This is a genomic window from Flavobacterium sp. (assembly GCF_028712645.1).
Classification (GTDB): domain Bacteria; phylum Bacteroidota; class Bacteroidia; order Flavobacteriales; family Flavobacteriaceae; genus Flavobacterium.
Window position 1 is genome coordinate 1 of sequence record NZ_JAQTPQ010000317.1, and the last position, 3,553, is coordinate 3,553.

General features: G+C 35.3%; 2 protein-coding genes. Both read left to right on the forward strand.

Features of this window, described 5'->3' with window-relative positions; genetic code table 11:
* The first annotated feature begins 447 nt into the window (after positions 1-447).
* On the forward strand, positions 448-2,895 hold the full coding sequence (thrA, locus tag PHC28_RS17035) for a bifunctional aspartate kinase/homoserine dehydrogenase I (RefSeq protein WP_300103397.1): 2,448 nt from the start codon (positions 448-450) through the stop codon (positions 2,893-2,895).
* A 68-nt stretch (positions 2,896-2,963) separates the two neighbouring features.
* Positions 2,964-3,553, forward strand: a 590-nt coding sequence (locus tag PHC28_RS17040; RefSeq protein WP_300103399.1) for a homoserine kinase, incomplete at its 3' end; no start/stop codon positions are given.

The following is a 3,553-nucleotide window of genomic DNA, read 5'->3' on the forward strand; positions in this document are numbered from 1 at the left end:
ATTTTTTGCTGCGGCTGCGCCGTGCGTTCGATCACGAAGCCGCCCATGATGAGATAGTCCATCTCCGTGTTCATGGGCTTTTGAGGGGTCAAAATTCAATAAATCAATATTAAAAAACAAGATTTTAAAGGTAAAATATTTAATATTCTTTTTTTAGCACTATGTTTTCAAAAATATTCGTAAAAACAAACTAAAAGGTTTTGTTATTTTATAAAAAACTGTACTTTTGAAAAATCAAATGGCAAATAACAGCAAAACATATCAATCTTCGATAACAACTCTAATTAGAGTTGCACTTTCTGTTACATCTACCATTACTACAACAACTACCACTACCCTTTAAGGGTATACATTTTACATATAATCCAGTTTTCGTACTTTTTTCTAAATGAAGAGAGTTCATAGGTGTATAAAAAACATTGTATTTTTAAAAATAAAACAAACAAAATGAGAGTATTAAAATTTGGCGGAACTTCGGTTGCCAATGCACAAAATATAAAACTAGTATTAGATATAGTTATCAAAAAAGCGGAAAAAGAAAAATTAATTGTTGTTGTTTCTGCTTTTACCAAAGTTACCGATTTGTTGGTTCTTGCTTCTCAAAAAGCTTCTTCAAATGACGAAAGTTTCAAAGAAATTGTTGCCGAAATCGAGAAAAAGCATTTAGATGCTATCAAAGAATTAATTCCTGTAAGCGAGCAAAGCAGTGCTTTGAGTCACATTAAAAGAATTATCAATCATCTTGAAACATTACTTGAAGGCTGTTTCCTTTTGGGTGAATTATCTCCAAGAACATCCGATACCATCTTAAGTTTCGGGGAATTATTATCTTCTTATATTATTGCTGAAGCATTTAAACAACAGCATAAAAACTGTGGCTACAAAGACAGTCGTGAGTTAATAAAGACCAACAATAATTTTGGGAAAGCTGCCGTTGATTTTGAAATTTCAAATCAATTAATTGCCGATTATTTCAATTCGAATGAGTCTCAAATTGTAATTATGCCAGGTTTTATTGCAACTTCAGTTGATGGAATTGGCACAACACTGGGTCGTGGCGGTTCCGATTATACTGCTGCAATTTTGGCTGGAGCATTAAACGCTTCTGAATTGGAAATCTGGACAGACGTAAACGGAATGTTTACTGCCAACCCGAAAGTGGTGAAACAAGCGCAACCTATTGCTTCCATTTCGTACCAAGAAGCGATGGAGTTATCGCATTTTGGAGCTAAGGTTTTGTATCCACCAACAATTCAACCCGTATTCAAAAAAAATATTCCGATTTGGATTAAAAATACTTTCGAACCCCAAGCCGAAGGAACTTTTATTTCCAATGATGTTCCAAAACATAGTAATCCAGTAAAAGGAATTAGTTCTATCGACAATATTACTTTAATTACCCTTGAAGGTTCAGGAATGATAGGTGTTGCTGGTGTTTCAAAGCGTTTGTTTGAAGTGTTGTCACACGAAAATATCAACGTGATTTTTATTACTCAAGCTTCATCAGAGCATTCCATCTGTATTGGGATTTTAAATGCCGATGCTGAAATCGCCGAAAACGCCATCAACAAAGCTTTTGCAATAGAGATTTCTCAAAATAAAATTGATCCTTGCATTATCGAAAAAGACTTGTGTATCATTGCATTGGTAGGTGAAAATATGAAAAATCACCAAGGATTAAGCGGTCGAATGTTCAGTACTTTGGGGAAAAATAACGTCAACATTCGAGCCATTGCACAAGGTGCATCCGAAAGAAATATTTCGGCAGTAATTAACGAAAGAGATGTAAAAAAAGCATTAAATGCCCTTCACGAAAACTTCTTTGAGGAAAATACCAAACAATTAAACTTGTTCGTAATGGGAGTTGGGAATGTTGGTGAAAAATTCATCGAGCAAATCCATCAACAGAAAAAATTCTTGAAAGAGAATCTGAAAATAAACCTGAGAGTTATCGCTTTGTCCAGTTCCAAAAAAATGTATTTTGACGAAGAAGGAATTCCGCTAAAAGATTGGAAATCTTTATTGGATAATGGCGAAACTGCTACTTTGGAAGCTTTTATTTCAAAAGTAAAATCACTCAATTTACGCAACAGTATTTTTGTTGATATTACAGCAAATCAAAGTGTTTCTGAAACGTATGAACAATACTTGAAACAAAATGTTGCTGTGGTGACTTGCAATAAAATTGCCTGTTCTTCATCGTATGATAACTACAAAAACCTCAAAAATCTTTCCCGTCAATACAATGCACCATTCTTGTTTGAAACTAATGTGGGTGCTGGTTTACCTGTTATTGACACAGTGAAAAATCTGATAGCTTCGGGCGATAAAGTCAATAAAATTCAAGCGGTTTTATCAGGAAGTTTGAACTTTATTTTTAACAATTTCGACGAAAATAATTCCTTTCACGATGTCGTAAAAGAAGCTGGAATTCAAGGATTTACTGAGCCAGACCCAAAAATTGATTTAAGCGGTGTTGACGTTGCGAGAAAGATATTAATCCTGATTAGAGAAAGCGGTTACCAATTCGACATTGAAGATATTGCTAACAGATCTTTTATGCCAGCAGAATGTTTGGCGACAACAAATAATGAAGATTTTTTCAAATCATTAATCAAGAATGCAGCTCATTTCGAGAATTTATTGGCAGAAGCCAAAGCCAAAGATTGTCGTTTAAAATACGTTGCTACTTTCGAAAATGGTAAAGCAAGCGTTGGATTAGAATTTATCCCAAAAGAAAGTCCATTCTATAATTTAGAAGGAAAAGACAATATTGTACAATTTTACACTGACCGTTACATTGACCAACCTTTATTGATAAAAGGTGCAGGTGCAGGTGCTGCAGTTACAGCTTCGGGAATTTTTTCCGATGTAATCCGTGTAGGAAATATATAAAATTAGTTTCAAGTTTCAGGTTCCGAGATAACTTTAAACCTGAAACCTGAAACCTGAAACAAAATACTATGAATGAAATAAAACTATTTTGTCCTGCAACAATCGCCAATCTTTCCTGTGGATTTGATGTCCTAGGACTTTGCTTGACTACTGCGGGTGACGAAATGATTATTCGAAAATCAGATATAAAAGGCGTTCGCATTACTAAAATTGTGGGAGCAGATTTGCCAATGGAAACCGAAAATAATGTTTCTGGAGTGGCAGCTTTGGCACTATTAGAAGAAGTCGAAACGGACTTCGGTTTTGAAATCGAAATCTACAAAAACATCAAAGCAGGTAGTGGAATCGGAAGCAGCGCGGCTAGTTCGGCTGGAGCTGTTTTTGGAATCAACGAATTATTAGGTCGTCCTTTTACACGTAAAGAATTAGTAAAATTTGCGATGCAAGGCGAAAAATTGGCCAGCGGAAATGCTCACGCTGACAACGTTGCTCCTTGCCTATTGGGTGGTTTTACTTTGGTAAGAAGTTCAAATCCTTTGGATATTATTAAAATAGATAGTCCGTCAGAATTGTACGCAACAGTCGTTCATCCTCAAATTGAGCTGAAAACTTCGGATGCACGTTCGGTTTTGAAGCAAACTGTTTCCCTGAAAAGTGC